Origin of the sequence: Nonomuraea sp. JJY05, from assembly GCF_043496855.1 — a bacterium.
Lineage (GTDB): Bacteria > Actinomycetota > Actinomycetes > Streptosporangiales > Streptosporangiaceae > Nonomuraea.
In genome coordinates this window covers 369,160-395,087 of the sequence record NZ_JBIEIS010000006.1, presented here as the reverse complement: position 1 = coordinate 395,087, position 25,928 = coordinate 369,160, and the positions used below count along the sequence as shown (strand labels likewise).

The following is a 25,928-nucleotide window of genomic DNA, read 5'->3' as shown; positions in this document are numbered from 1 at the left end:
GTCAACGTCCACGGTGAAAGCTCGCGAACAGGACGACTGATGCTGTTCACCCGCGCTTGACTCGGCTGTCACGGCCGGGTCAGCGCGGGCGGACATACCTGTGAACGTGGACCGCAGAGCCTTCCTGACAGCGGCGACAGCCGGACTCCTCCTCCCCCAGACCGCCACTCCGGCGGCAGCGGCCAGAACCCTCAGATCCGACCCGTTCACGCTGGGCGTGGCCTCCGGCGACCCGTCGGCCGGCGGCTTCGTCCTGTGGACCCGGCTGGCCCTCGACCCGCTGGCCGGCGACGGCCGCGGCGGCATGCCCGCCCGCGACGTGGACGTGGACTGGCAGGTCGCGGCCGACGAGCGCTTCTCCAAGATCGTCAGGTCCGGTACGGCCACCGCCAGGTCGCGCGACGCCCACAGCGTCCACGTCGAGCTGGACGGGCTGGAGCCGGGGCGCGAGTACTTCTACCGCTTCAGAAGCGAGGGCAGGCTCTCCCCGGCGGCCCGCACCAGGACGACCCCCGCCGGGGAGAGCCCGCTCACCTTCGCGGTCGCGGCGTGCGCGCACTACGAGCACGGCTACTACACGGCCTACCGCCGCCTGGCCGAGCAGGAGCCCGAGCTGGTGGTGTTCCTCGGCGACTACATGTACGAGTACGGCCCCAGCGGCTACACCGCGCTGGCCGGCCGCGTACGCACCCACACGCCCGGCAAGTGCGAGACGCTCGCCGACTACCGGCTGCGGCACGCCCAGTACAAGAGCGACCACGACCTGCAGGCCGCGCACGCGGTGGCGCCGTGGCTGGTGGCGTTCGACGACCACGAGGTGGAGAACAACTGGGCCGGGCCCGTCTCCAGCACGAACGCGCCCGGCTTCGCCACGCGCAGGGCGCAGGCTTTCCGGGCGTACTACGAGAACATGCCGCTGCGCCGCGCCAGCCTCCAGGGGGCGGTGCTCAGGGTGAACCGGCGGATCTCCTGGGGGACGCTGGCCCGCTTCCACCTGCTGGACACGCGGCAGTTCCGCGACGACCAGGCGTGCCTGGACGGGGTGCGGGCCGGGTGCGACGACCGGCTGGCGTCCGGGCGGACGCTGCTCGGGTCCGACCAGTGGCGCTGGCTGGAGAGCGGCCTGCGCGGCTCGACCACCCGCTGGAACCTGCTCGGCCAGCAGATCATGATGGCGCAGCGCGACTACAAGGTCGGGCCCGGGCGCGAGGTGAACCTGGACTCCTGGGACGGGTACGCCGCCGAGCGGACCCGCCTGCTGGGATCGCTGGCGGGGACCGAGAACCCGGTGGTGCTGACGGGGGACGCGCACATGCACCACCTGGCCGAGCTCAAGACCGACTTCGACGACCCGGACTCGCCGGTGGTGGCCAGGGAGCTGATCGCCTCGTCGATCGCGAGCGACGGTGACGGGTACCGGGACCGGACGTGGATCGCGGAGGCGCTGCAGGAGAACCCGCACATCTCCTTCATCGACCAGCGGCGGGGGTATCTGATGGCGCGGCTGACCCGGGATGAGCTTTCCGTCGATTTCCGGACATTGGACTACATCTCCCGTCGCGGTGCTCGGGCCAGGACCGCTCACCGCCTCACCATCCCGGCCGCCACCGGCCCCGCGGCCGCCGGCCGGGCGGCCGCACCGCGTGCCGGCTGAACGTTCGCTGGGAGCAACCTGAAAATCCGCTCAACCACGCTCACGCGTACGCCACCCCACCGGGAACGCCCACCGCGCTCACCGGCACGCCCACCGCGCCCTCCGGCACGCCCACCGCGCCCTCCGGCACGCCCACCGGGACGCCCCACCGAGGCGCCCATCGGAGGCGCCGGATCGCGCTGCCCGGCACACCCGCCGCGCCCACCCGGGGGCGTCCGTCGTGCCCCCGGGGTATGGGCACAGGCGTGTTTTGCCGCGCCCACCGGAGGCGCCGCATGATGCCTCCGGTAGGCGCGCCGGGCCGGGGCGGCACGCGCCACGTGCGGCCCTGCCCGGGACCCGGCGGGAGAGGAGGTGCCGGGCCGGTCTCGGGGGTCAGGCGCCGGGCCAGCTCGCGTCCGGGAACTCGCCGTTCGTGGCGCCCGACATGACCACTTCGTCGCTCTCCTGCAGCCCTGACGTCACCTCCACGTACTGGTCACCGCGGACACCCGTCCGCACCGCCTTCGCCGAGTCGCGCCCGCCCGCCCGGACCGTGACCACCTGGGTGCCGTCCGATCTGCTGCGGACCGCGGCGGCGGGCACGTAGATCGCGTCGGCGGACACGTCCGTGGTGACCGTGACCGAGGCGGTCTGCCCGAGCATGAGCCCGGCGGGCGGCTCGTCGAAGGCGAGGGTGACCGAGTAGCGGACGAGCTGGCCGCTCACCGTCGCGGTCGGCGCGATGGCGGTGACCCTCCCCTCGTACTGCTTGCCGTTCCGGGTGGCCAGGGTGATCCGGGCCTTCTGGCCGAGCTTGAGCCGGTTCACGTCCGACTCGGTGACCATGGCCTGGACCTGCAGCTCGTTGAGGTCGCCGAGGCTGACGAAGGTGCCGGTGCCCGCCTGGTCGCCGGCCGCGCCCGCCAGCGACAGGACCGTGCCCGCCGCCGGGGCCACGATGCGGGTCGCCCGTACGGCGTCGGCGGCCTGCTCGAGCGCCGCCTCCGCGCGGTCCACGTTCGCGCCGGCCTGCTCCACGCTGACGCCGCCCTGCCCTTGGCCTTGGCTCTGATCCTGGCTCTGGGTCTGACCCTGGCTCTGGCCGGCCGAGCCCGTGCCGCGGTCGCAGGAGGACTGCGAGTTCGGCCGGGCGGCGCCACCCGTCGGCCTGGTGCTCGGTCGCGCCGACGGCTTGCCGCTGCCCGTGGGGCGGCCGCTCGCCGACGGCTTCGCGCCGGTGGACGGCTTGCCGGAACTCGTGGCGGACGGGGTGGCGTCCGAGGTCGGGCGGCTCCCGGTCTGCTCGGAGCCCCCGCCCGGGGAGCCGCCTTGGGAAGCGCCGCCGGTCGCGGTGGCGGTGACGGTCGTGGTGACGGTGGCCGTCACGGTGACCGTGGCTGTGGCCGTGGCCGTGACCGTGACCGTGGGCTGCGGCTCGGGCCCGGGGTGGGTGGGGCCGGGGTCCGTGGGTACGGAGGTCGGCGTGCTGGTGGGGCGCGGGGTGGAGCTGGTGGCCGGGCTCCCGTTTTTCACGGAAACGCCCTGAGCGGGAGGAGCCGTCGGCCCCAGCGCGCCGTTCGCCCCGCCGGTGGGCGTCGCCGCGCCGTTCCCGGACGTGGCCGGCGCGGCGCCGTTCCCGGACGTGGCCGGCGCGGCGCCGTTCCCGGACGGCGTGCAGGCCGCGGGGCCGGCAGCGCTGGTCGTCGGGGACGCCGCCTTCTCCTGGGCCTCCTCCAGGGCCTCCTCGGCGGCGGCGAGATCGGCCTTGGCCGCCGTGTACGCCTCCCGCGCCGAGCGCCCGTCGATCCTGGCCAGCACCTGCCCCTTCTTCACCTTGGTCCCGACTTTGACGTACACCTTGGTCAGCGTCCCCGAAGAGCCGAACGCCAGGTCCCTGCGCGAGCCGTCCACGGTGTTGCCCGCCGCGCTGACCGTGGCCGTGACCTGGCCGCGCTGCGCGGCGGCGAGCCGTACCTGGACGGCGGGCGGGGCGTCGTCGCGCAGCGCCAGCGCCAGGCCGGACCCGGCCACGAGCACGGCCAGGGCGAGGCCGCCCAGCGCGAAAGTCGGTCTCATGGCGGCCCATCCTGGCGGAGCCGGCTCGCGCCAGGCTGCGAGCCGCCTAAGAGTTACCTGTGTGCCCGGAGGGGCCCCCAGGTTGTCAGCGAACGTTCAGCTCGCTCGCGGCTCCGGCGCAGCCTGGTGTGCAAGGGTCACCGCCTGTGAAGGTGTCGACAAGGCGCAGAGCGCTGATGACCAACGGAGCGCTGGTGGTGCTCCTGCTGGGCGGTGCCGCGCTCGCGTACGCCCAGCTCGGCACGGGACAGGCGGCGGGCCAGACGGTTGTCAGGACCGTGACCGCGAGCCGCGGCTCCGTGGTGGCCTCGGTGTCCGCGTCGGGCGCCGTCGAGAGCTCCAAGTCCAGGGCTCTCTCGTTCGGTACGACGGGGACGGTCGAGAAGGTCTACGTCAAGGCCGGCGACAAGGTGAGCAAGGGCGACATCCTGGCCAGGCTCGACGACGACGCCGCGCAGGAGAGCCTGTCGGCGGCCAAGGCCACGTACGACGAAGCCGTCGACGACGGGACCTCGACGGCCCAGCTCTACGCCTCCTACATCAAGGCCCGCAACGCCTACCGGGAGGCCCAGCGCACGGTCGCGGCCACCGTGCTGAAGGCGCCGTTCAAGGGCACGGTCACGGCGGTGAACGGCTCGGTCGGCGGCAGCAGCTCTGGGTCCGCATCCGGGTCGGGTTCGAGCGCGGGTTCCGGCCAGGGCACGGGCCAGTCCTCGGGCCAGTCCTCGGGCTCAAGCGGCGCTCAGAGCTCCGGCGGCTTCGTCGAGCTGGCCGACACCGGCAAGCTGCAGCTCGTGGGCACCTTCACCGAGTCCGACGTCGGCAAGCTCAAGAACGGCCAGGAGGCCACGGTCACGTTCGACGCCTTGCCGGGGGTGACCGCGACCGGCAAGGTCACCCAGATCCAGCCGGTCGCCTCCACCAGCAACAATGTCGTGCAATATCCGGTCACGGTGACGTTCACGAAGGTCCCGGGCCAGATCCGGCTGGGCCAGACGGCCACGGTCGAGGTCGTGGTCGGCCAGGCCGACAACGTCGTCACCGTACCCTCGACGGCCGTCTCCACCAGCGGCGGCCAGACCACGGTCACCCTGCTCAGGAACGGCACCCAGACCAGGACCCCGGTGGAGGTCGGCGTGCAGGGCACGACGCTGACCGAGATCAAGTCGGGCGTGTCCGAGGGCGACCAGATCGTGCCCCCGGCGACCACGACGACGGGCACCACGGGCGGCAACCTGCGCTTCGGCGGTGGCGGCGGCTTCCCCGGCGGCGGCGGGGTGCCGGGAGGCGGGCGATGACGGCTCCGGAGGTCCCCCCTGTCCTGCGGGTGCAGGACCTGGTCAAGGAGTACGGCGAGGGCGACGCGAAGGTCCGCGCCCTGCGCGGTATCAGCCTGGACGTCGAGCGCGGCGACTACGTCGCCATCATGGGCGCCTCCGGCTCCGGCAAGTCCACGCTCATGAACATCCTCGGCTGCCTCGACGTCCCCACCTCCGGCACGTACCTGATCGACGGCGCCGACGTGGGACAGCTGGACGAGCGTCAGCTCGCCATCCTGCGCAACCGCAGGGTCGGGTTCGTCTTCCAGTCGTTCAACCTGATCCCGCGCATGAGCGCGCTGGCCAACGTCGAGCTGCCGCTGGTGTACGGCGGCATCGGCCAGGCCGAGCGGCGCAGGCGGGCCCTGGCGGCGCTGGACCAGGTCGGGCTGACCGACCGCGTGCACCACGAGCCGAACCAGCTCTCCGGCGGCCAGCAGCAGCGCGTGGCCGTCGCCAGAGCCCTGGTCACCGCGCCCGCGCTGCTGCTGGCCGACGAGCCGACCGGCAACCTCGACACCGCCTCCACGAACGACGTCCTGGAGATCCTGGACCGGCTCAGCGAGTCGGGCCGCACGATCGTGCTCATCACCCACGAGAACGACGTGGCCGCGCACGCCAAGCGGGTGATCAGGCTGGTGGACGGCGAGGTCGTGGAGGACCGCCGCCAGGGCCCGGTCGGCGGCCCGCCGCCCCGGATGGCGGGAGTGGCCCGGTGAACCAGCTCGAGATCCTCCGCTTCGCCCTGCGCGGCCTGCTGGCCAACAAGATGCGCAGCTCGCTGACCACGCTCGGCATCCTCATCGGCGTCGCCGCGGTCATCATGCTGGTCGCCGTCGGCGAGGGCTCCTCGCAGAGCATCCAGCGCAACATCCAGCGCCTCGGCGCCAACACCCTGACGATCTCCCCGCAGTTCTCGGGGGGCGGCGGCGGTGGCGGCGGCGTGCGGGCGGCCGGCGGCGGCGCGAACACCGGCCCCCGCACCCAGGCCAGGCAGCTCAGCCTCGCCGACGCCAAGGCGCTGACCGACAAGACCCTGGCGCCCTCCGTCAGGAGCGTCTCGCCGGTCGTGACCGCCTCCTCCTCGACCGCCGCGTACGGGGCCGCCAGCCACGCGATCTCGCAGTTCGTCGGCACTTACCCCAGCTACTTCGAGGCCGTCAACAAGCCGGTCACGAAGGGCACGTACTTCTTCAACGACGACGTGCTGGCCGCCAGGAAGGTCGTGGTGCTCGGCCAGACCGTCGTGGAGGAGCTGTTCGGCACCGTCGATCCCATCGGCAAGCAGGTCAGCGTGTCCGGAGTGCCGTTCACGGTCGTCGGGGTGCTGAAGGAGGCCGGGTCCACCGGCATGCAGGACGCCGACGACGTGGCCATCGCGCCGCTGCCCGCCGTACAGCAGAGCCTGAGCGGGTTCGGCTCGCTCAACTCGATCGTCGTGCAGGCGTCCGGGGCGGACACCACGACGGCGGCGCAGGCCGAGGTCACGGCCATCCTCAACCAGCGGCACGGCATCAAGAACGACAACGCCGACTACCGCATCCTCAACCAGGCCACCTTGCAGGAGACCGTCAGCGCGGCGACCGGCACCTTCACCGTGCTGCTGGGCGCCGTGGCCGCGATCTCGCTGCTGGTGGGCGGCATCGGCATCACCAACATCATGCTGGTGACCGTCACGGAGCGCACGCGCGAGATCGGCATTCGCAAGGCGATCGGCGCGCCCAGGAGCGCGATCCTGGGCCAGTTCCTGCTGGAGGCCACGCTGCTGAGCCTGGTCGGCGGGCTGTCCGGGGTGCTGGTGGCGTTCATCGGGACCAGGTTCACCGTGGCCGGCATCGAACCGGTCCTCGTGCCGTCGTCGGTGGCGCTCGCGCTCGGCGTGTCGGTGGGGATCGGGCTGTTCTTCGGCAGTTATCCGGCCAACCGGGCGGCCAAGCTGAGGCCGATCCAGGCCCTGCGCCACGAGTAAGGAGAATGACATGGCCCAGCTCGACTCCTCGCCGTACCCCGACGACCTGGGGGAGGAGCTCGCCGTCCAGCCGCGGAAGGGCACCTCCAAGCTCACGCTGGCGCTTGCCGCCGGCGTCGTGCTGGTGGCCGGTATCCTCATCGGCATTCAGGCCGCCAACCTGTTCGGCTCGCCGGCCGCCTCTGCCGCCGGAGCGCAGCAGCGCCCCATGGGCGGCGGGTACGGCCAGCAACAGGGGGGTTCCGGCCAGCAGCGCGGCGGATTCGGACAGCCGCCCGGTTACGGTGGAGGCCAGCGGATGGGCGGCGGCGGGGGAGGCACCATCGGCACCGTCGAGAAGGTCGAGGGCGGCAAGGTCTACGTGAAGACCATGGACGGCTCCACGGTCACGGTCACCACCGACGCCCGGACCACCGTCCAGATCTCCAAGCCCGGGAAGGTGTCCGACCTCCAGACCGGCACCTCGGTGGTCGTACGCGGCCAGCAGGGCGGCGACGGCTCGGTGACCGCGACGTCGATCACGCAGGGGAACCTCGGAGGAGGCCCGCGATGACGCGTGAGCCCGAAGCCCGGCTGCTGGTGGTCGACGACGAGCCCAACATCAGGGAGCTGTTCTCGGCCAGCCTGCGCATGGCCGGCTTCGAGGTGCTGACCGCGGCCGACGGCATGGAGGCGCTGCGGGTGGCGGAGGAGAGCTCACCTGACCTGGTGATGCTCGACGTCATGCTGCCCGACCTGGACGGCCTGGCGGTCGCGGGAAGGCTGCGGTCCCGCGGCCGCCGGGTCCCGGTGCTGTTCGTGACCGCCAAGGACACGTTCGAGGACCGCATCGCGGGGCTGGGCCTGGGCGAGGACTACGTGACCAAGCCGTTCAGCCTGGAGGAGGTCATCGCCAGGATCCGGGCGGTGCTGCGCAGGACCCGGCGCGGCGTGCCGCCGCCGAACCGGATGCGGGTGGCCGACCTGGAGCTGGACGAGGAGAGCCACGAGGTGTGGCGCGACGGCATCCCGGTGAAGCTGTCGCCGACCGAGTTCAGGCTGCTGCGGTACTTCATGCTCAACGTGGGCCGGGTGCTGTCGAAGACGCAGATCCTCGACCACGTCTGGAACGGCGACTGGCGCACCGACGTCGGGCTCGTCGAGTCGTACGTCTCCTACCTGCGGCGGAAGGTGGACACGGGAGAGCGCAAATACCTGCACACGCTGCGCGGGGTGGGCTACATCCTGCGCCCGCCCCGCATATGAGCGGCGCCGTCTCTCCCGCTCGGCACCTCCGCGCGAAGGGCGCGGCGGTGCGCAAACACCTGGCCAGGTCACCGCTGTGGCTGCGGCTGGTCTCGGCGACCCTCCTGCTGGTCACCCTCGCCATCACCGTGACCGGCCTGTTCGCCGTACGGCTGATGCGTGGCTACCTCGTCGAGCGCGTGGACCAGCAGCTGCTCGCTGCCACCCGCCCGCTGCGCGAGCCGCCCCCGCCGCCCGTCGACCAGCCCCGTCCCGGCGCCCGCCCGCAGCGTTTCTTCGGCCTGTTCTACGCGGTGATCCTCGACTCCACCGGCGCCCCGATCAGGACGATCAGCGAGTCCACCGAGGACCACACGCCCGCCCTGCCCAAGCTCGACCTCCCCACGGTCGTGGCGCTCCACGGCCGGCCCTTCACCGTCGAGTCGCGCGCCGCCGGGGGCCCGAGCTGGCGCGTGGCCGCCGTGCCGGTCCGCGACGGCGAGACCCGGGTGATCGCCGTCAACCTGGGCGACGTGGACGCCACGGTCTCCCAGCTCGCCCTGATCGTGGGGGTCGCCGGCGGCGGCACGCTGGTGGTGCTCGGGTTCGCCTGCTACTGGCTGGTGCGCCGCAGCCTGCGCCCGCTCCGCGAGATCGCCCGTACGGCCAACGACATCGCGGGCGGCGACCTGTCGCGCCGCGTGCCCATGTGGGCGGGCACCACCGAGGTCGGCAAGCTCGGCCGTTCGCTCAACAGCATGCTCGCGCAGATCGAGTCGGCGGCGCGCGAGCGCGAGTCGGCCGCCGAGTCGGCCCGCCAGTCCGCCACGGCCGCCCGGCGCTCCGAGGAGCTGATGCGCAGGTTCATGGCCGACGCCTCCCACGAGCTGCGCACGCCGCTGACGTCGATCAGGGGGTTCGCCGAGCTGTACCGGCTGGGGGAGGAGAAGGACCTGGCCGAGGCCGTACGGCTGCTGAGCCGCATCGAGGGCCAGGCGGCCCGGATGGGGCTGCTGGTGGAGGACATGCTCCTGCTGGCCCGCCTCGACCAGCGGCGGGAGCTGGCCCGGCGGCCAGTGGACCTGCTCAGCCTGGCCGCCACCACCGTCATCGACGCCCAGACGCTGGCGCCGGACCGCCGGATCGAGCTGGTGCGGCTGTACGGGGGCGAGGGGGACGTGATCGTGACGGGGGACGAGTCGCGGCTCGGGCAGGTGCTCAACAACCTCGTCACCAACGCCCTCACCCACACACCGCCCGGCACGCCCTTCCAGGTGCGGGTGGGTGTGGACGGCGACCAGGCCGTGGTGGAGGTGGCCGACGAGGGACCCGGCTTCACCCCGGAGGTGGCCGAACGCGTCTTCGAGCGCTTCTACCGCGCGGACCCGGCGCGGAGCGCGGGCGGCTCGGGACTGGGGCTGTCGATCGCGGCGACGCTGGTGGAGGCGCACGGGGGCATCGTGATGGCGGAAGGCTCACCCGGCAAAGGCGCCCTTTTCCGCATAATCCTCCCCACCACTCCCACCTAACCCCCATTCCCGCCCCTTCCTCCGGCTCAGGCACGCCGGCGGCGGTCCCCGCGCCTTCCGCCCGCTTCGGCACGTCAGCGGCCGCACCGCGCCCTCGCCAGCGCGCCCACTTCCCTCTCCAGCGCGCCCGCTCCCCTTCCCAGGACGACACCGCCTCTCTTGAGGGCCCCGGCCGGAGTACGGCGGGGGAGCGGCTCAGCCGAAGGTGTACCCGTACAGCCCCGTCCCCTTGCCGAGCCGGCGCACCTTGCCCAGCTTCAACCCCGCCTTCCGGGACCCGGGAGCGTACATGACCAGCCCCTGGTCAGGCGCCGCCACCACGAGCCCGTACACCGGCCGCCGCGCCCCCAGCGCCCGATAACGCTCGCTCAGCGGCAGAGCGGCCAGGGCGGCGCCGAAGTCCCGCCCCTCGCCCTTGATGAGCAGGTTCCCCACCCGCGTGAGCCCACCGGAGGCCCGCCCCGCCAGCACCTGGACCGCCTTCTCCCCGGGCACGCCGACGGCCAGCTCGTCGTGCCCGTCCCCGTTGAAGTCCCCGGCGGCCAGCGACGCTCCGAACCGGTCGTAGTACCGGGGCACCCCCTTGAGCGTGTTCTGCGACCACGCCTCGCTCTTGCGGGTGGTCAGCCCGCCGCGCGACCCGTACAGGACGTCCACGGTGCCGTCGCCGTAGTCCATGGCCCGCTGGTTCGCGCTGAGCCCCTCACCCGGCACCCCGACGGCCAGGTCGGCCCGTCCGTCCCCGTTGAAGTCGCCCGTGGCCAGCGAGGCCCCGAAGGCGTCCCACTTCTCGGAGGCCCCCTTGACACCGGGGCTGCTCTGGGTGAGCAGCCGCGCCCGCTTCGCCCGTACGTCGACGACGGTCACCGACCCCTGCCCGTCCAGCGTGACGCTGTCGGCGGGCGCGCCCACGGCCAGCTCGTCCTTGCCGTCCCCGTCGAAGTCCCCGGTCGTCAGCGCGGCGCCCCACTGGTCGGTCACGCTCGCCGCCTGCCGCACCCACGACGTCTTCTGAGTGATCTGGTACGGCTTGCGCCCCTTCATCCAGTACACCGTCACCGCCCCGCCCGACCTGTGGCTGGGCGCGCCGACGGCGAGTTCGTCCTTGCCGTCCCCGTCGAGGTCCCCGGCGGCCAGCGCCGCCCCGAACCGGTCGCTCGACGGCTTGGCCGGCGCCAGCTCCTTGCCCGGGACCAGCCCGTCGACCGAGCCGTTGAAGATCTGGACGACCCCGTTCCCGTCCCCGCCCGGCACCCGCGCCCCCACGAACTCCTCCGACACCCCGACGGCCAGGTCGGCGCATTTGTCCCCGTTGAAGTCGCCCACGGCCAGCGCCGATCCGAACGAGTCACCGGGTTCGGCGCCGTTCTGGGTGAGCTTCACCTTCTTCCCGGACCCGTACATCACGGTCACCGATCCGGCCCGGGAGCCGTCGTAGGGCGCGGCCACGGCGAGGTCGGGCCGTCCGTCGCCGTCGAAGTCGAGAGGGTGCCCGCCGCACGACCGAGCCGCGGCGGGAGTCGTACCGGAGGCCAGAGGGAGAACCAGGCAGGCGGCGAGGAGAAGGTTCATAACGGAAGTAATGTCCACATAGGTCGAACCGTGCCTGAACAGCGCGAGAACGGCCCAGGAGAGCCGGATGCACATCGCTTGGCGATCCACGGCGTGGTGGGAACGTGCCAGGATAGACGCGTGGACATCGATCTCGCGGATCTGGATTTCTGGCGCAAGCCGCCGAAAGAACGTAACGAGGCGTTCGCCCGGCTCCGGCAGCTGGAGCACCCGGTGTTCTTCCCCGAGAAGAAGGTGCCGTTCCTCCGCTCGGGCAAGGGGTTCTACGCCCTCGTACGGCACGCGGACGTGGTCGAGGCCAGCCGCAACGCCAAGATCTTCTCCAGCGAGCCCGCCGTCACCAACCCGGAGCCGCCCGGCTGGGTGAAGCAGGTGTTCGGGGAGTCGATGGTCAACATGGACGACCCGCGCCACGCCCGCCTGCGCCGGATCGTGACCCGCTCGTTCAGCCCGAAGATGCTCGCCGGGCTGCAGAGCGACATCGAGGCCGCCTGCGCCCGCATCGTCGACGACGTCGTCAGGGACGGCCCGCGCGACTTCGTCTCCCAGGTGGCCGCCCGGCTGCCCATCCACGTCATCTGCGACATGCTGGACATCCCGCAGGAGCTGCGCGAGAAGGTCCACCAGCACGTCGACATCTCCACCGCGTACACCGGCGTGCGCCCCAGCCTGGCCCGCAGCGTCCAGATGGCCGGCCAGAACATGCTGGCCCTGCTCGCCCTGCAGCGCATGGTCATCAAGCTCGGCCACGAGCGCGTCGCCGACCCCAAGGGCGACCTGGTGTCCCTGCTGGTCAACGCCAACCCCGACGGGGAGAAGCTGACCGACAAGGAGCTCGGCTCGTTCTTCTCGCTGCTGCTGGTCGCGGGCAACGAGACGGCCCGCAACACGATGGCCCACGGCATCAAGCTCCTCACCGACAACCCGGCGCAGCGCGAGCTGCTGATGGGCGACTTCGACGCGCACATCAACGGCGCGATCGAGGAGATGGTCCGGTACGTGTCGCCGATCATGCAGTTCAGGCGCACGGTCACCGAGGACTGCTCGCTGCGCGGGCTGGAGCTGAAGCAGGGCGACAAGGTCGTCCTGTTCTACGGGTCGGCCAACCGGGACGAGTCGGTCTTCCCCGACGCCGACACGTTCGACATCACCCGCGAGACCAAGCCGCACGTCGGCTTCGGCGGCCCAGGCCCGCACTTCTGCCTCGGCGCCAACCTGGCCAGGCAGGAGATGCGCACGATGTTCCGCGAGCTGCTGACCAGGCTGCCCGACATCCGCTCGGTCGGCGAGCCGGACCTGCTGCTGTCCAACTTCGACAACAGCGTCCGCGCCCAGCCATTCACCTTCTGACGCCTGCTGTCACGCGGCTCAGCCCGGCTGGCTGGTTCTGAGGCCTGCGGTCATGGGACTCAGCCCGGCTGGCTGGTTCTGAGACCTGCGGCGCCGGGACTCAGCCCGGCTGCTCGTCGTCCTCGACCGCCAGCACGTTCGTCCTGATCGTCAAGAACGTGATCAGCGCCGCCACCACCATCATCCCGGCGCTGACCAGCATCGCCAGGTGGAACCCGGCGTCGAACACCGGCGGGTTCCTGAACGCGTCGCCCACCAGCCCGACCAGCGGCGGCACGGCCGCCACGGCCAGCAGGCTCCCGGTGCGGGCCACGGCGTTGTTGACGCCGCTGGCGGTGCCCGCGTGCCGCTCCTCGGCCGTGGCCAGCACGGTGGAGGTCAGCGGCGCGACCGCCGCCGAAAGCCCCAGCCCGAAGAGGGTCGCCGCGGGCAGCACCTGCAGCGCGTAGGAGGCGCCCGGCCCGATCGTGCTCATCGCGAGGAACCCGCAGGCCCCGAGCAGGATCCCGGCTGTCATCGGCCAGCGCGGCCCGATGCGCTTGGCGACCTCTCCGGCGCGGGGCGACAGCAGCAGCATCAGGATCGTCGTCGGCAGCATCGCCAGCCCCGCCGCGATGGGCCCGAACCCGGACACCACTTGGAGCTGGACCACGAGCAGGAAGAACACCACGCCCATGGCCGCGTACATGATCAGCGTCACCACGTTCACAGCGGTGAAGACCGGATTGCGGAAGATCTCCACCGGCACCAGCGCGTCGGGCGACCTGCGGATCTCGGTCACCACGAAGATCGCGCCCAGCACCAGCCCCGCGAGCAGCGGCACCAGCGCGCCCTTCTCGATCAGCCCGTACGTGATCCCGGCCAGCGCCAGCGCCGCCAGCACCGCTCCCAGCACGTCGAACCGCCCCACCGCCTGCTCGTCCTTGCTCTCCGGCACGTGCCGCAGGGTCACGAGCACGATCAGCACCGCGAACGGCAGGTTGATCAGGAACGCCCAGCGCCACCCCACGCTCTGCACCAGCCAGCCGCCCAGCAGCGGCCCGATCGCGCTGGCCACACCGCCCAGCCCGGACCACACCCCGACGGCCCGGGGCCGGTCGTGCCGCACGAACGACGCCTGAATGATCGCCAGCGAGCCCGGCGTGAGCAACGCCCCGCCGATGCCCTGCAGGGCCCGGGCCGCGATCAGGAACTCGATGTTCGGCGACAGCCCGCACAGCGCCGAGGCCACGGCGAACCACACGGTGCCGATCATGAAGATCTTCCGCCGCCCGTACCGGTCGCCCAGGGACCCGCCCAGCAGGATCAGCCCGGCGAGAGTGAGCGTGTAGGCGTTGATCGTCCACTGCAGGCCGTCCATGCCCGCGTCGAGCTCTTTGCCCAGGAACGGAAGGGCGACGTTGACCACGGTGCTGTCGAGCAGCGCCAGCCCGGAGCCGAGCACGGTCGCCGCCAGGATCCAGCGGCCGCGGGCGGACCCCAGCTGGACATGGCCGTTCACGGGCGCCGTCCCCGCGCCGTCGGTCATACCGCTCACGCGAGTCCGCCGATGGCCCGCAGCACGAACTCCGACACCAGCTCCCCGGCCCGGTCCACCGTCACGCTCCCGCTGATCAGCGGAACCCGCTCGGCGCCGACGACGGCGAGGATCATGCGAGCCGTGGCCTGCACGTCGAGCACCCGGAACTCGCCGGACTCGACCCCACTCTCGAGGATCTCCACCAGAATGCGCTGCATGGGCGCGACATGCTCGGCCAGCTGCTGGTAGGCGTCGGGCCCCAGCGCGGCACTCAGATCGGCGGCACCCGGGTGCGGATGGGCGAGCAGCCCGGCCAGCTGCAGCCGCACGAACGCCCGCAGCCGATCGGCCGGAGACGCGCCCCCCGTCAGCTCCCGCTCGTAGCTGTCGATGAAGTATTGGGTCACCCGCTCGGTGAACGCCAGCAGCAGCGCCGCCTTGTCGGGGAAGTAGTTGTACAGGACGGTTCTGGTGATCCCCGCCTCGCCGGCCACGTCCGTCATCGAGATCGCGTCGATGCCCTGCACCCTGGACAGCCGGGAGACGGCCTGCAGGATCCGGTCCCGCGTCTGCGTTCGATGCTCGCCGATCGTGGCGGCGGAGATCCGAGGCATACGCCCATGGTAGGCCGGGACCATAAGTAGCCGACGCCCACTCCCCTGATTCCCCCTCCCCTCCGGACCCCGCCACCACCGGTAGACACCGGACCAGCGAAGACTCCGCCGGCAGCCATCCCCGACCCTGACGACGTGACACGAGCGCCTGCCGCCGGCCGCCGACCCTGACGACGTAATGAGGCCCTCCGCCGACGGTCGTCAGCGGTCCCGACGGTGTGGTGAGGGCGCCCCTCAGCGGTTGTCGCCGATCCTGACGCTGTGGCGAGGGTCCCCTTGGCGGTTGCCGCTGGTCCTGACGGTGTGGTGAGGTGCCCGCCGGCGGTGGGGGACGGCCAGTGACGGTGTGGTGAGGTGCCCGTCGGCGGTGGGGGACGGCCAGTGACGGTGTGGTGAGGTGCCCGTCGGCGGTGGGCGAGCGGCACGTGACGGTGTGGCGAGCGCGGTCGTCGGTAATTGGAGCGGCAGTCGTGGGGGCGCGTCGGAGACTAGGCACAGCGACCAGCACGACGGCGCCCAGCAGGGTGGCAGCCGTGACAGCGCCCTAAGGTCAGCTGTCGGGCGTTAGCCGACAGCTGTGACGATGGGCGGTTGGTAGATAGGCGACGGTCGTGCCGGCGGCGCGCTGGTGGTGAGGCGGCGGCTGTGACGGCGGTGCACCGGTGGCCAGGCGACGGCTGTGATAACCGCGCGCTGTTGGTCAGATGGCGTCGAGCTGGTGGTTGGGCGACGGGTGTGATGACGGCGCGCTGTTGGTCAGATGGCGTCGAGCTGGTGGTTGGGCGACGGGTGTGATGACGGCGCGCTGTTGGTCTGGCGGCGGGGCGGTGATGATTGGGCGGCGGCTGTGACGGCGGGAAGCCGGCGGTCAGGCGGCGGTTTTGACGACGTGGAGGAGTTCGGCCAGCACCTCGGTGTTGAGCTGGTACGCCAGCTTCACCTCGCGGATCATGCGCTGCCGCTCCCGGTCGTCCAGCTCGAGCTTGTCCAGCCGCGCACGGTACTCGTTCTTGAACCTGGGCAGGCTGCCCAGCCCGTCGAAGGTGTAGAAGTCGACGCCCCCGCCGGTGCCGTACCCGTAGATTTTCTGCAGCTCCATGCGGATGAACTGACCACCGGAAAGATCGCCCAGGTAGCGCGTGTAGTGGTGGGCGATGTAGCCGCTCGGCCAATCGGCCACCTGATGGATGCGCGCGACCAGCGTGCGGGTGGCCTTGGACGGCACGATCCGGCTCCGCCAGCTCGGACCGTAGATCGTCGCCAGGTCGCGCTCCAGCGCCCGCTCCCGATACAGCTCAGGAAAGACGAACCGGCCCGCCACCGGATGATCGGCGAGCTGACGTGACACGCCGTCAAGCGCGATGTACGCGAAGTAGTGTTGAGCTACCATCTCGCCGTATTCGTGCTCGCTCAGCCGGCCGCCCATGAGCTCCGCGAGATAGCTCTCGCCTTCGGCGGACTCGTGGTCGGTCCAGGTGGCGTTCTTCAGGGTTTCGGAGAACGGCGTGGTCACGGCCTACCTCAACTCGCACGGACTTTTCATGACAAAGTGTCACAAACATTGGCATCCGGCGTCAAGCTGATGACGACACCATGTCATCAAAATCCGGCTCTCCTCTCTCGTACCCAGGAAACGCCACGTCAAGAGGTCACCTCGCTCGCGCGACCCAAAGCGATAAGGGCGAGGTTGCGCAGGGACGGGGTCCCGGGGGTGAAGTAGTCGCTGTGGCCGCCCGAGCCCACCGCGAACACGCGGGCCCCGAATGAAGGGCTCATGGGGTCGGCGCCAAAGCCCACAGGCCCGAGCTTGGCCTTCGGCACGAACCTGACCCAGTCGTTCTCCCCCAGCCCTGCCCAGACCCGCAGCGGCACCGCCGCCGCCCCCGTCGCGCTCCCCTGAACACCCTGCACGTCTGCCGTGGTCCGGGCGTCCGGCAAGTCTGCCGTAAACCAGGCGTCCTGCAGGTCGGCCGTGTGCTGGGTGTCCTGCAGGGCTGCCGTGCGCTGGGCGTCCGGCGAGTCTGCCGTGGCTTGCGGACCTGTCGCGCGCCGGGAGTCCTGTGCGCCCGGGGCATCTTGAGCGCTGCCCGAGCCTGCCACTTTCTGGACGCTGCCCGAGCCTGCCACCTTCTGCTCGGCGACCGAGCCTCCCGTGTCCGGCTCGTCCTGCGCGTTGGTCCTGCCGCGAGTGTCTTGCGGGCCGGTTGCACCTTGAGCATCGTGTCCGCCTGTCATGCCGCGAGTGGTGTTTGCGGTCGGCGCGGTGGCTCGGGCGGTCTCTGCGTCGCGGGGAGTCTGGGTCAAGGCGGTGGCAGAAGGGGCGTCGAGGCCAGGGCTGCCGAAGACCGCGAGGTCGGTCACGGGTAAGCCGGGGACGGCTTTGGCGCACAGGACCGAGCCGTAGCTGTGGCACAGCAGTGCGATAGGGGCAGGCGTGCGCGCGTGGAGGTCCGTGATGGTGTGGCGCAGTGCCTGGGCCCCTTTGACCGCCGCGTCGCTGGTGATCACGCTCAGGCTCAGCGTGGGTGGGGAGTCGTAGCCCAGCCATGCCACCACCGCCAGTCGCTCGCGTGGGGCGAGCCGCGCGGCCTCCGCCAGCAGGGCCCTCGCCGCGCCTCCGGGTCGCTTTGTGCCGTCGTCGAACGTGGCGACCGTCGTGTCGGCGCCGGGCACGATGATCGCCACTCGGTCGGCCGCGGCCAGGTCGCCGTAGACGCGCACCAGCCGCCCGCCCGGCTGCCCCGGCCACACCACGAGCGCCCCCATCGTCACGAGTCCCGCGAGGAGAAGGTTTCTGAGCATGCCGGGAACGTTACGGAGAGTGGCCTGTCGTCCGCGTCGCCGCAGGGTTTGACCTTTTCCGTAGTACCGGAGGGGGACACGGCGCTACGGCGTGATGCCGGGCGGCGGGCTGGGTCCCTGGTGGGTGCTGTGGGCTGAGGGTCTGTGGGTGTTGGTGGGTGCTGTGGTGACGGTCTCTGTGGGGTTGGTGGGAGATATTGCCGGTATGCGACTACGACCTGCGAGGCAGGGCTGGGGCGTGCTGGGCACCGTGTACGGCGATGGCCTGACGTGCGTACTGACTGGGAGACCGCCGCTCCGCGTCTACGACCGGGTCAGGGGCGAGCGGCGGGTCGTGGAGGTCCGGTATTGCCCACTCCGGGTCAGCGTGTGTAGCGGTGTTTGGCGCCCGGGGGGAAGTATTCGGGATCGCCGGACTCCCGTAGCCGGATGAACGGCACCTGCTGCGGGACGGGCACATAATTGGCGAACTCGCTGTTCAGCCGCCGCAGCTGGACCAGGATCGACTCGCCCACGGTCTGGGCGATCTCGTCGGTCGGCTTCTCGCCGGGCATCAGCTCCACCGTGATCGTCAGGTGGCGGTCCCGGTTGGCGTCCTCTGCCACCTCCATCACGAACTTTCCGGTGACCGTGCCGCTGACCTCCGGTTGTTCCAGGCCGACGGCGATGTTCTCCGGGTAGACGTTCGCGCCGTAGTAGGACACGGTGAAGTGGCTGCGGCCGAAGACGTACACGAACGGCCGCTCCGGCCCCTCGGCCGCCGGATCGAAGCCGTGCCGCCGGACGAAGCCCAGCATGTCCTCGTACGGCACCACGCCGCCCTCGTCGGCGATGTGGTAGCGGATGAGCGGGATGCCGTTGTCGCCGGAGAAGAGCAGGGTGCCCTCGTGCTCCTCGAAGAAACGGACATCCGGGTCGTACTGGACGAGCGTCGGAAGCCTGGACTCGCCGAACAGCTCCCTGGCCGTGTCCGGGCGCGTGGACAGGAAGCGCCGGATCTCCACGGACAGCGGGGTCTCGTTGCCCAGGACGCCCGCGTCGGCGGTGCCGTACAGGGAGGCGATGCCCCTGACGGGATCCGCGATGCCCGCCCTTCGCGCGACCAGCGTGCGCCACTCCTCGCTGAACACCTCGCCGGCCGTGACGAGCCTGATGTTCCAGTCGGCCCAGGGGAGGTCCTCGGTGTCGATGACGTTCTTCAGGAACGGCGGGTAGCCCAGGAGTACGACCTGGTCGAAGTGGGGCGCCAGCTCGGGGAGGACCCGCAGGATCTCCCTCCGGTCGGTGCCGGGGGCGACCACGGTGATCGGGTAGCCGCGTTCGGCCAGGTGGCGGCAGCAGTTGACGGTGAACAGGCCGCCGACCCAGGTGCCCAGGGCGAAGCAGACGACGGCGAGGGTACGGCGCTCGCGGGCGTCGAAGGAGTCCCTGAAGACCTCCTCGAAACGGGCGGCGATCACGCGCTCGTCCACCGCCGAGCGCGGCCAGAAGGACGGGACGCCGGTCGAGCCGGAGGACACGGCGATGATGTCCCCGATCTCGCCGTTCCTGCACAGGTGGGGGAGAGGGTGACGACGGGTGTAGTTCTCCTTGGACGTCATCGGCAGCCCGACGAAATCCTGAAATGTCGTGACCTGCTCGGGGTTGATGTCGTTCTCCGCCAGAAAGGTCCTGTAGGCGGGAACGGTCGCCGCCACCTGATGGAAGAGCTCAACCGGGTCCATCAGCCGACTGTACGGCGGCGGCCCGTCAAGGGGAACGGGGCCGCGTAAGGGAGGGCGCACCGGGCCGGTCCAGGGTTACCAGCCGGGTGGATCAGTGGGGTGTGGGATTCGTGGTTGGGGTGGATCAGTCGGGTGTGGGGTTGGCGGCTGGGGCCCATCGGGCGGGTGCGGAGTTGCCAGCCGGGACGGGCCCGACCGGTGCCGGGTCACTCGCCGGGGCGGACCAGGCCGGTCTCGTAGGCGAAGACGATCGCCTGGGCGCGGTCGCGCAGGCCGAGCTTCATCAGCACCCGCCCCACGTGCGTCTTGACCGTCTGCTCCGCCACGAACAGCTTGTCCGCGATCTCCTGGTTGGACAGCGCCTGCGCGACCAGCGTCAGCACCTCCGTCTCGCGCTCGGTCAGCTCGGCCGGCCGCTTGCCCGTCACCGGTCGAGACCCGCCCAGCTTGGCGAACTCGTGGATCAGTCGCTTGGTGATCCCCGGGGCGATGAGCGCCTCCCCGGCCGCGACCACCCGCACCGCCTCCGCGAGCTGGGCGGCGGAGGCGTCCTTGAGCAGGAACCCGCTGGCCCCGGCCCGCAACGCCTCGTAGACGTAATCGTCGAGGTCGAACGTCGTCAGGATGAGCACCTTCGGCGCCCCACCACGGGACAGGAGCTCCCTGGTCGCCTCCAGGCCGTTCATGACCGGCATGCGCACGTCCATGAGCACCACGTCGGGGCGCAACGCCGAGGCCCGCTCCACGGCCTCCCGCCCGTTGGCCGCCTCGCCCACGACCTCGATGTCGGGCTGCCCGCTCAGGAAGACGGTGAACCCCGTGCGGACCATCCCCTGGTCATCGGCGATCAGAACCCGGATCAAGCGCTCTCCCTCTCAGCTGTGATGAATCCCCGTCGTGATGAATCGCCGCGGGTGCTCATGGAGCGGTGGCCTCCTCGCCGGTGCCGGTGTCGGTGTCGGTGACGGGCAGCGTGGCGCGTACCTCGAAGCCTCCATCCGCGAGGGGACCGGCGTCGAGCGTGCCGCCGAGCAGCGTCGTCCGTTCGCGCATGCCCACCAGCCCCTGGCCCGCGCCGGGTCCCGCGCCGGGCGCGGCGCTCGGGCCGTTGGCGACGCGCAGCCGCAGCTCACCGCGTCGGTGTGCGATGTCCAGCGCCACCGTCGAGCCGGGCGCGTGCCGCATGGCGTTGCTGAGCGACTCCTGCACGATCCGGTACGCCGACAGCCCCACGGCCGGAGGCAGCCGGTCGAGCGGGCCGGAGCGCTTGACGAGCACGGCCAGCCCGGCGGCGCGGGCGTTGGAGATCAGCTCGTCGAGCCGGTCGAGCCCGGGCTGAGGGGCGGTGTCGACGCGTCCGTCCTGGTCGCGCAGCACGCCGAGGACCTGGCGCAGCTCGGCGATCGCCTCCAGCGACAGCCCGCGGATCTCGGCCAGCCCCGCCTCCAGCTGGGCGGCATCACCCCTGGCCTTGAGCGGCACCGCCTCCGCCTGGATCGCGATCACCGACATGTGGTGCGCGACCACGTCGTGCAGCTCCCTGGCGATGCGGGCCCGCTCCGCCAGCACCGCCTGCGCGCTCTCGGCCTCCCGGGTGCGCCGCTCCTCCGTCTTCAGCCGGGCCGTGGCGGAACGGCGGACCCGTACGTTGTAGCCGAACAGCACCGCCACCGACACGACGACCATGACGAGCGGCATCGAGTTGGGGTCGATGATCCAGGTGGCCAGGAACGTGACGATCCAGACGGCCACCGTGATCCGCCGGTCGCACCGCACGGCCACGGAGTAGAGGACCAGCAGATAGGAGAGGCCCAGCCACTGCGTGTACGGCATCTCGCCGGGAGAGGACCCGATCGTCCTGGTCACCCCGACGGCCACGGGCATCAGCACGATCGACACCCGCCAGGCCGCCAGCGGCCACCGGTCGCGCAGGGCGATGGGCAGCGCGACCGCCGCGGCGGTGAGGTAGGCGAAGCCGTCCCAGATCGGACCGGGGCCCGGCGACTCGGAGTTCCACGACCACACCCTGCTCTGCGTCTCCGTGTAGAGCATCAGCGCCAGGATCAGCTCTGCCATCTGGACGAGGCTGATCGTGGTGATCGGGACGAGCAGCCTGAGCCACTGCGGCGCCCCGAACGCCAGCCGCCGCGCCTTCGGCGGCGGATCGGCGTCACCCTGGAAGAAGGCGAGCCCGAACGGCCCCGCAGCGGCCCGCACCCATGCCCCGAGCCGCACCAGCGCCCCGTGCGCAGGATGCCGCCCGCGCCGAACCCGAACGGGGAACCCCCGCCCGCCGTCCGCGCGACGGCGGCGGCTGAGGAAGCGGACGCGGGGGACGGAGATCACCTGGTCAAGGGTACGGGCGCGGGCCCCGCCAGGCGTCACACCAGGGTTTGATCCAGCACATCCCCCTCAGGTATTGCTTACACAATTACGATCGCCGTGAGCGAACATCGGCAAGAGAGGGAACATCTACGGGCTCCAATGAATTGAGTCGGTATAACTCAACCCTTTGGAGTTCGCATGAGTGAGAGCTTGATCCTTCCGGTCCTGCCTCTGGACGACGAGGTGGTCCTGCCGGGCATGGTGGTTCCGCTGGACCTGTCCGACTCAGAGGTGCGGGCTGCCATCGACGCGGCCCGTGCATCCGGTGGCAACAAGCCGCGGGTCCTCCTCGTTCCCAGGATCGACGGCCGTTACGGCGCCATCGGCGTGCAGGCCGTCGTCGAGCAGGTCGGGAGGCTGCCCGGCGGCGAGCCCGCCGCCGTGGTCCGGGGCGTCAACCGCGTCCGCGTGGGCACCGGCACGACGGGCCCGGGTGCCGCGCTGTGGGTCGAGGCCGACACGATCGACACCGTCGCCGCCGGCGAGCGCGCTCAGGAGCTGGCCAAGGAGTACAAGGCGCTGGCCACCACGATCCTCCAGAAGCGCGGCGCCTGGCAGGTGGTCGACCAGGTCAACCAGATCGACGATCCCTCGGTGCTGGCCGACAGCTCCGGCTACACCCCCTGGCTGACCACGGCGCAGAAGGTCGAGCTGCTCGAAGCCGCCGACCCCGCCGAACGGCTGGCCAAGCTGATCGAGTGGTCCCGCGAGCACCTCGCCGAGCTCGACGTCGCCGAGACGATCCGCAAGGACGTCCAGGAGGGCATGGAGAAGCAGCAGCGCGAGTTCCTGCTGCGCCAGCAGCTCGCCGCCGTGCGCAAGGAGCTCAAGGAGCTCAACGGCGACACCGGGACCGAGGAAGAGGACTACCGCGCCCGCGTAGAGGCAGCCGACCTGCCGGAGAAGGTGCGCGAGGCCGCGCTCAAGGAGGTCGACAAGCTGGAGCGGACCTCCGACCAGTCGCCTGAGACGGGCTGGATCCGCACCTGGCTGGACACGGTGCTCGACATCCCGTGGAACGACCGTACCGAGGACAACTACGACATCACCGGCGCGCGGGCCGTGCTCGACGCCGACCACACGGGCCTGTCCGACGTGAAGGACCGCATCATCGAGCACCTGGCCGTGCGCAAGCGCCGCCAGGACAAGGGCCTCGGCGTGGTGGGCGGCCGCCGCAGCGGCGCCGTGCTCGCCCTCGCCGGCCCTCCCGGAGTCGGCAAGACGTCTCTGGGCGAGTCGGTGGCCCGCGCGATGGGCCGCAAGTTCGTCCGCGTCGCGCTCGGCGGCGTGCGCGACGAGGCCGAGATCCGCGGCCACCGGCGCACCTACGTCGGCGCGCTGCCCGGCCGCATCGTCCGCGCCATCCGCGAGGCCGGCTCGATGAACCCGGTCGTCCTGCTCGACGAGGTCGACAAGGTCGGCGCCGACTACCGCGGCGACCCGACGGCGGCCCTGCTCGAGGTGCTCGACCCGGCCCAGAACCACACGTTCCGCGACCACTACCTCGAGGTCGAGCTGGACCTGTCCGACGTGCTCTTCCTGGCCACGGCCAACGTGCTCGAGGCCATCCCCGGGCCGCTGCTCGACCGGATGGAGATCGTCACGCTCGACGGCTACACCGAGGACGAGAAGGTCGCGATCGCCCGCGACCACCTGCTGCCCAGGCAGCTCGAGCTGGCCGGCCTGAGCGCCGAAGAGGTCAAGGTCGAGGACGACGCGCTGCGCAAGCTGGCCGCCGAGTACACCCGCGAGGCGGGCGTCCGGTCGCTGGAGCGCTCGGTCGCCAGGGTCCTGCGCAAGGTGGCGGCCAAGGATGAGCTGCCCGTCACGGTCGGCGAGGGTGACCTCGTGGGCTACCTCGGACGGCCGCGGTTCGTGCCGGAGTCGTCGCTGCCCGAGTCCACCCAGCGCACCTCGGTGCCGGGCGTGGCCACGGGACTGGCGGTCACCGGAGCGGGTGGCGACGTCCTGTACGTCGAGGCGTCCATGGCCGACCCGGAGACCGGCGAGACCGGCCTCACGCTGACCGGCCAGCTGGGCGACGTGATGAAGGAGTCGGCCAGGATCGCGCTGTCCTACCTCCGCTCGCACGGGGCGGAGCTGGAGCTGCCGGTCACCGCGCTGAAGGACCGCTCGGTCCACGTCCACTTCCCGGCGGGCGCCGTGCCCAAGGACGGCCCCTCGGCCGGTGTGACGCTGACGACCGCGCTGGCCTCCCTCCTGTCGGGCCGGCTCGTACGCGGTGACGTGGCCATGACCGGCGAGATCTCCCTGACCGGGCGGGTCCTGCCGATCGGCGGCGTCAAGCAGAAGCTCCTGGCCGCGCACCGGGCGGGCATCAGGACCGTCCTCATCCCGGCCCGCAACGAGCCGGACCTGGACGACGTGCCCGAGGAGGTCCGCAACGAGCTGACCATCCACGCGGTGAGCGACGTACGGGAGGTTCTGGACATCGCGCTGACCCCGGCGCAGGTGGCCTCCACGGTAGCCGCCTAATCACGGCAAAATGCGCGAATCATTCGGTCATTTGACTGAATGATTCGCGCATGCTGTCATGAGGGCATGCTGTACGAGACGCCGGCGCTCGAGCCCGTGGACAAGGGCGTCCTCGAGGAGATCGAGGAGATGCGGCGCGACCTGAAATACCGGCTCGCCGAGACGCATCGGTGGGACAGGCAGCTGCGCAGGCAGCTGCAGGCGCGGGCGATCCAGGGCTCCAACTCGATCGAGGGCTATCGGGCCAGCGTCGAGGACATCGAGTCGATCATGGCGGGGGAGGAGCCGCTGGAGACGTCCGCGCCGGTGGCGCGGGAGATCGCGGGCTACCAGCAGGCGTTGACCTACATTCAGATGCTCTCTCGCGCATCGGTATTCCGATTCGACGTGGGGCTCCTCAACTCGCTCAATTTCATGATGATCGGCCATCATCGCGACAAAACTCCTGGTGTGGTGCGACCGGGCGGCATCTATGTCCGCAATTCCGCGACCGGGGAGGTCGTCTACGAGGGCCCGGATGCCGACCAGGTGCCCGGGCTGATGGAGCGCCTTGTCGAGTGGCTGAATGGCGGGGATCTCGACGCGCCGAGCTATGTGCGCGGCGCGATGGCGCATTTCAACCTCGTTGCGATCCATCCCTGGCGTGACGGCAACGGCAGGATGTCGCGCGCTCTGCAGACGTTGGTCCTCGGCAGGGATCAGATCCTCACCCCCGAGTTCTCTTCCATTGAGGAGTGGCTCGGCTTGGGCGAGAACACGATCGACTACTACCGCGCGCTTCGCGAGACTCAGCAGGGCGCGTGGCGGCCGCATGGTGAGATGCTCGGGTGGGTGCGGTTCTGCCTGAAGGCGCATCACATGCAGGCCCAGCGGGTCCGCCAGCGCCTGGCCGAAGCCGGAGAGATCTGGATGCTCCTGGAGGAACAGGTCGACGCCGACGGCCTCAACGGCCGTACCGTCTCCGCGCTCTACGAGGTGTTCGTGAACAGGCGGCTGCGCAGGAGCCGCTACCAGTCCGACGAGGGCCTCAGCCAGGGGCAGGCCGCGCGTGACCTGCGTGATCTGGCCGCCAAGGGCTGGCTTCGGCCGTACGGCGAGACCAAGGGCCGCTTCTACGCCCCGGGGCCGCGCATGGAGCGGATCAAGGCCGACTTCGCCGAGCGCGTCACCCCGCTGCGCGACCCGTACCGCTAGCGGAGCTGTTCGAGCAGGTCGGCGGCCACCGCCAGGAGGCGGCACTCGGCGGGGGTGAGTTTGCCGGCCATGGCCTCGGCCAGCCACAGATCCGTGGTGCCGACCTGCTGGGTGAGCGTCGCCGTGCCGCGCTCCGTGAGGACGATGTGGTGCCTGCGGCGGTCGCTCTCGCCGCGCGAGCGGCGGATCAGGCCCTGCTCCTCCAGCGAGGCGAGCGCGCGGGTGACCGACTGGGGCTGGAGGTGTTCGGCGGCTGCGAGCTCACCCGCCGTCAGCGCGCCGCGCCGGTGCAGGTGGCCGAGCAGGGAGAGCGCCAGGCGGCCGAGGCCGTGCGCGGGGCGCTCGTCGCGCAGGCGCCGCGCCAGGCCGATGGTCGCCCGGCGGAGCGCCACGGCTGTGGCCCGCAGTTCCTCGTCGTCCATGATTATTACGATAGCACTTACTAATGCGACGGGATCTTCCCGTGAAAACGGGAAAACTACTACGCAGTGCGTAGCAGATTGGAGTAGGCTCCCGCGT

21 protein-coding genes are annotated in these 25,928 nt (G+C 71.2%); 10 read left to right on the top strand and 11 right to left on the bottom strand.

Features of this window, described 5'->3' with window-relative positions:
• Positions 1–106: 106 nt before the first annotated feature.
• Positions 107–1,654, top strand: coding sequence for an alkaline phosphatase D family protein (locus ACFKCF_RS11410; protein WP_394492956.1), 1,548 nt, complete (start codon positions 107–109; stop codon positions 1,652–1,654).
• 40 nt (positions 1,655–1,694) lie between these two features.
• Here the strand turns inward: ACFKCF_RS11410 and ACFKCF_RS11405 are convergent, their stop codons facing one another.
• Together ACFKCF_RS11405 and ACFKCF_RS11400 are read right to left on the bottom strand one after the other, a co-directional pair.
• Positions 1,695–1,895 carry a hypothetical protein gene (locus tag ACFKCF_RS11405; RefSeq protein ID WP_394492955.1) on the bottom strand — a complete coding sequence of 67 codons (201 nt, stop codon included), beginning with the start codon at positions 1,893–1,895 and terminating at the stop codon, positions 1,695–1,697.
• Between the two features lie 134 nt (positions 1,896–2,029).
• On the bottom strand, positions 2,030–3,712 hold the full coding sequence (locus ACFKCF_RS11400; RefSeq protein WP_394492954.1) for an efflux RND transporter periplasmic adaptor subunit: 1,683 nt from the start codon (positions 3,710–3,712) through the stop codon (positions 2,030–2,032).
• 176 nt (positions 3,713–3,888) lie between these two features.
• Between ACFKCF_RS11400 and ACFKCF_RS11395 the strand changes: the two genes are divergently transcribed.
• Genes ACFKCF_RS11395 through ACFKCF_RS11370 form a run of 6 tightly spaced genes read left to right on the top strand, consistent with a single transcriptional unit; the run spans position 3,889 to position 9,753 of the window.
• The gene (locus ACFKCF_RS11395; RefSeq protein ID WP_394492953.1) at positions 3,889–5,010 is read left to right on the top strand and encodes an efflux RND transporter periplasmic adaptor subunit; all 1,122 of its coding nucleotides are present in this window, start codon (positions 3,889–3,891) and stop codon (positions 5,008–5,010) included.
• Positions 5,007–5,750 carry an ABC transporter ATP-binding protein gene (locus tag ACFKCF_RS11390; protein WP_394492952.1) on the top strand — a complete coding sequence of 248 codons (744 nt, stop codon included), beginning with the start codon at positions 5,007–5,009 and terminating at the stop codon, positions 5,748–5,750. The genes ACFKCF_RS11395 and ACFKCF_RS11390 overlap by 4 nt, the downstream gene beginning before the upstream one ends.
• The gene (locus tag ACFKCF_RS11385; protein WP_394492951.1) at positions 5,747–7,000 is read left to right on the top strand and encodes an ABC transporter permease; all 1,254 of its coding nucleotides are present in this window, start codon (positions 5,747–5,749) and stop codon (positions 6,998–7,000) included. Before ACFKCF_RS11390 ends, ACFKCF_RS11385 begins: the two co-directional genes overlap by 4 nt.
• A 10-nt stretch (positions 7,001–7,010) precedes the next feature.
• Positions 7,011–7,553, top strand: a complete 543-nt coding sequence (locus ACFKCF_RS11380; RefSeq protein WP_394492950.1) for a hypothetical protein — start codon at positions 7,011–7,013, stop codon at positions 7,551–7,553.
• A complete protein-coding gene (locus ACFKCF_RS11375) occupies positions 7,550–8,245 on the top strand; it encodes a response regulator transcription factor (RefSeq protein WP_394492949.1) in 696 nt (231 codons plus the stop codon). The genes ACFKCF_RS11380 and ACFKCF_RS11375 overlap by 4 nt, the downstream gene beginning before the upstream one ends.
• Before the next feature lie 47 nt (positions 8,246–8,292).
• The gene (locus tag ACFKCF_RS11370; protein ID WP_394492948.1) at positions 8,293–9,753 is read left to right on the top strand and encodes a sensor histidine kinase; all 1,461 of its coding nucleotides are present in this window, start codon (positions 8,293–8,295) and stop codon (positions 9,751–9,753) included.
• Positions 9,754–9,948: 195 nt separating this feature from the next.
• Here ACFKCF_RS11370 and ACFKCF_RS11365 read toward each other — a convergent pair whose 3' ends face one another.
• Positions 9,949–11,325, bottom strand: a complete 1,377-nt coding sequence (locus ACFKCF_RS11365; protein ID WP_394492947.1) for an FG-GAP and VCBS repeat-containing protein — start codon at positions 11,323–11,325, stop codon at positions 9,949–9,951.
• Between the two features lie 120 nt (positions 11,326–11,445).
• Here ACFKCF_RS11365 and ACFKCF_RS11360 point away from each other — a divergent pair, with 120 nt between their 5' ends.
• Complete coding sequence (locus ACFKCF_RS11360; RefSeq protein WP_394492946.1) at positions 11,446–12,675, top strand: cytochrome P450; 1,230 nt, start codon at positions 11,446–11,448, stop codon at positions 12,673–12,675.
• A 100-nt stretch (positions 12,676–12,775) separates the two neighbouring features.
• Here the strand turns inward: ACFKCF_RS11360 and ACFKCF_RS11355 are convergent, their stop codons facing one another.
• From ACFKCF_RS11355 to ACFKCF_RS11325, 7 genes are all read right to left on the bottom strand, one after another.
• The gene (locus ACFKCF_RS11355; protein ID WP_394492945.1) at positions 12,776–14,203 is read right to left on the bottom strand and encodes an MFS transporter; all 1,428 of its coding nucleotides are present in this window, start codon (positions 14,201–14,203) and stop codon (positions 12,776–12,778) included.
• Between the two features lie 5 nt (positions 14,204–14,208).
• Positions 14,209–14,808 carry a TetR/AcrR family transcriptional regulator gene (locus tag ACFKCF_RS11350; RefSeq protein WP_394492944.1) on the bottom strand — a complete coding sequence of 200 codons (600 nt, stop codon included), beginning with the start codon at positions 14,806–14,808 and terminating at the stop codon, positions 14,209–14,211.
• 868 nt (positions 14,809–15,676) lie between these two features.
• Positions 15,677–16,321, bottom strand: a complete 645-nt coding sequence (locus ACFKCF_RS11345; protein ID WP_394492943.1) for a heme oxygenase (biliverdin-producing) — start codon at positions 16,319–16,321, stop codon at positions 15,677–15,679.
• 128 nt (positions 16,322–16,449) lie between these two features.
• Complete coding sequence (locus tag ACFKCF_RS11340) at positions 16,450–17,610, bottom strand: alpha/beta hydrolase (RefSeq protein ID WP_394492942.1); 1,161 nt, start codon at positions 17,608–17,610, stop codon at positions 16,450–16,452.
• A gap of 362 nt (positions 17,611–17,972) precedes the next feature.
• Complete coding sequence (locus ACFKCF_RS11335) at positions 17,973–19,334, bottom strand: phenylacetate--CoA ligase family protein (RefSeq protein WP_394492941.1); 1,362 nt, start codon at positions 19,332–19,334, stop codon at positions 17,973–17,975.
• Positions 19,335–19,540: 206 nt separating this feature from the next.
• Entirely contained in the window at positions 19,541–20,197 is a 657-nt protein-coding gene (locus ACFKCF_RS11330) for a response regulator (protein WP_394492940.1), read from the bottom strand.
• Between the two features lie 55 nt (positions 20,198–20,252).
• Complete coding sequence (locus ACFKCF_RS11325; RefSeq protein ID WP_394492939.1) at positions 20,253–21,680, bottom strand: sensor histidine kinase; 1,428 nt, start codon at positions 21,678–21,680, stop codon at positions 20,253–20,255.
• Positions 21,681–21,857: 177 nt separating this feature from the next.
• Between ACFKCF_RS11325 and lon the strand changes: the two genes are divergently transcribed.
• Positions 21,858–24,215 carry an endopeptidase La gene (gene lon / locus ACFKCF_RS11320; protein WP_394492938.1) on the top strand — a complete coding sequence of 786 codons (2,358 nt, stop codon included), beginning with the start codon at positions 21,858–21,860 and terminating at the stop codon, positions 24,213–24,215.
• A 96-nt stretch (positions 24,216–24,311) separates the two neighbouring features.
• Positions 24,312–25,409 (top strand): Fic family protein, encoded by a 1,098-nt coding sequence (locus ACFKCF_RS11315; protein ID WP_394492937.1) that lies wholly within the window; start codon positions 24,312–24,314, stop codon positions 25,407–25,409.
• Here ACFKCF_RS11315 and ACFKCF_RS11310 read toward each other — a convergent pair.
• The gene (locus ACFKCF_RS11310; RefSeq protein WP_394492936.1) at positions 25,406–25,831 is read right to left on the bottom strand and encodes a MarR family winged helix-turn-helix transcriptional regulator; all 426 of its coding nucleotides are present in this window, start codon (positions 25,829–25,831) and stop codon (positions 25,406–25,408) included. The two genes, ACFKCF_RS11315 and ACFKCF_RS11310, sit on opposite strands and share 4 nt — an antisense overlap.
• Between the last annotated feature and the right edge of the window lie 97 nt (positions 25,832–25,928).

Coding starts and splice junctions, on each gene's coding strand:
- lon (WP_394492938.1), top strand. CDS start 21,858: ATGAGTGAGAGCTTGATCCTTCCGGTCCTGCCTCTGGACGACGAGGTG.
- ACFKCF_RS11365 (WP_394492947.1), bottom strand. CDS start 11,325: ATGAACCTTCTCCTCGCCGCCTGCCTGGTTCTCCCTCTGGCCTCCGGT.
- ACFKCF_RS11400 (WP_394492954.1), bottom strand. CDS start 3,712: ATGAGACCGACTTTCGCGCTGGGCGGCCTCGCCCTGGCCGTGCTCGTG.
- ACFKCF_RS11335 (WP_394492941.1), bottom strand. CDS start 19,334: ATGGACCCGGTTGAGCTCTTCCATCAGGTGGCGGCGACCGTTCCCGCC.
- ACFKCF_RS11340 (WP_394492942.1), bottom strand. CDS start 17,610: ATGCTCAGAAACCTTCTCCTCGCGGGACTCGTGACGATGGGGGCGCTC.
- ACFKCF_RS11380 (WP_394492950.1), top strand. CDS start 7,011: ATGGCCCAGCTCGACTCCTCGCCGTACCCCGACGACCTGGGGGAGGAG.
- ACFKCF_RS11310 (WP_394492936.1), bottom strand. CDS start 25,831: ATGGACGACGAGGAACTGCGGGCCACAGCCGTGGCGCTCCGCCGGGCG.
- ACFKCF_RS11350 (WP_394492944.1), bottom strand. CDS start 14,808: ATGCCTCGGATCTCCGCCGCCACGATCGGCGAGCATCGAACGCAGACG.
- ACFKCF_RS11395 (WP_394492953.1), top strand. CDS start 3,889: ATGACCAACGGAGCGCTGGTGGTGCTCCTGCTGGGCGGTGCCGCGCTC.
- ACFKCF_RS11355 (WP_394492945.1), bottom strand. CDS start 14,203: ATGACCGACGGCGCGGGGACGGCGCCCGTGAACGGCCATGTCCAGCTG.
- ACFKCF_RS11390 (WP_394492952.1), top strand. CDS start 5,007: ATGACGGCTCCGGAGGTCCCCCCTGTCCTGCGGGTGCAGGACCTGGTC.
- ACFKCF_RS11375 (WP_394492949.1), top strand. CDS start 7,550: ATGACGCGTGAGCCCGAAGCCCGGCTGCTGGTGGTCGACGACGAGCCC.